Here is a 272-nt window from a genome sequence, read left to right as displayed (position 1 = left end):
AGTAAGATCCCCCACGGTAGCGCCCCCGCAATCCCAACTGATGCAATAATTAAAGTTAGCGTCAGCCCGCCCCATTGCCGGGTTTCAACCCGCTCAAGAGCAAAAAAACCGCCATACATCAGCCACCAGACAATCAGTGGGTAAATCACCGCCCAGGCCGCAATATAGCGACCGCGATGCGGGAGTATTTTCCAGAACATTGGTGCGATCGACACAAGCCCAATCAGTAATGCGAGGTTAATTCGCCAGCGTTGGTCGTGTGGGTAAAGCCC

General features: G+C 53.7%; 1 pseudogene. It reads right to left on the bottom strand.

The features are described 5' to 3' along the window. Positions 1–272: pseudogene (locus tag SB725_RS31265) on the bottom strand (amino acid ABC transporter permease); the annotation flags it as partial.

This window comes from Pseudomonas sp. SIMBA_041 (assembly GCF_046535095.1).
GTDB lineage: Bacteria > Pseudomonadota > Gammaproteobacteria > Pseudomonadales > Pseudomonadaceae > Aquipseudomonas > Aquipseudomonas mucoides.
Note: the sequence above shows the minus strand (reverse complement) of the source record. Positions and strands in the feature narration are given on the sequence as shown.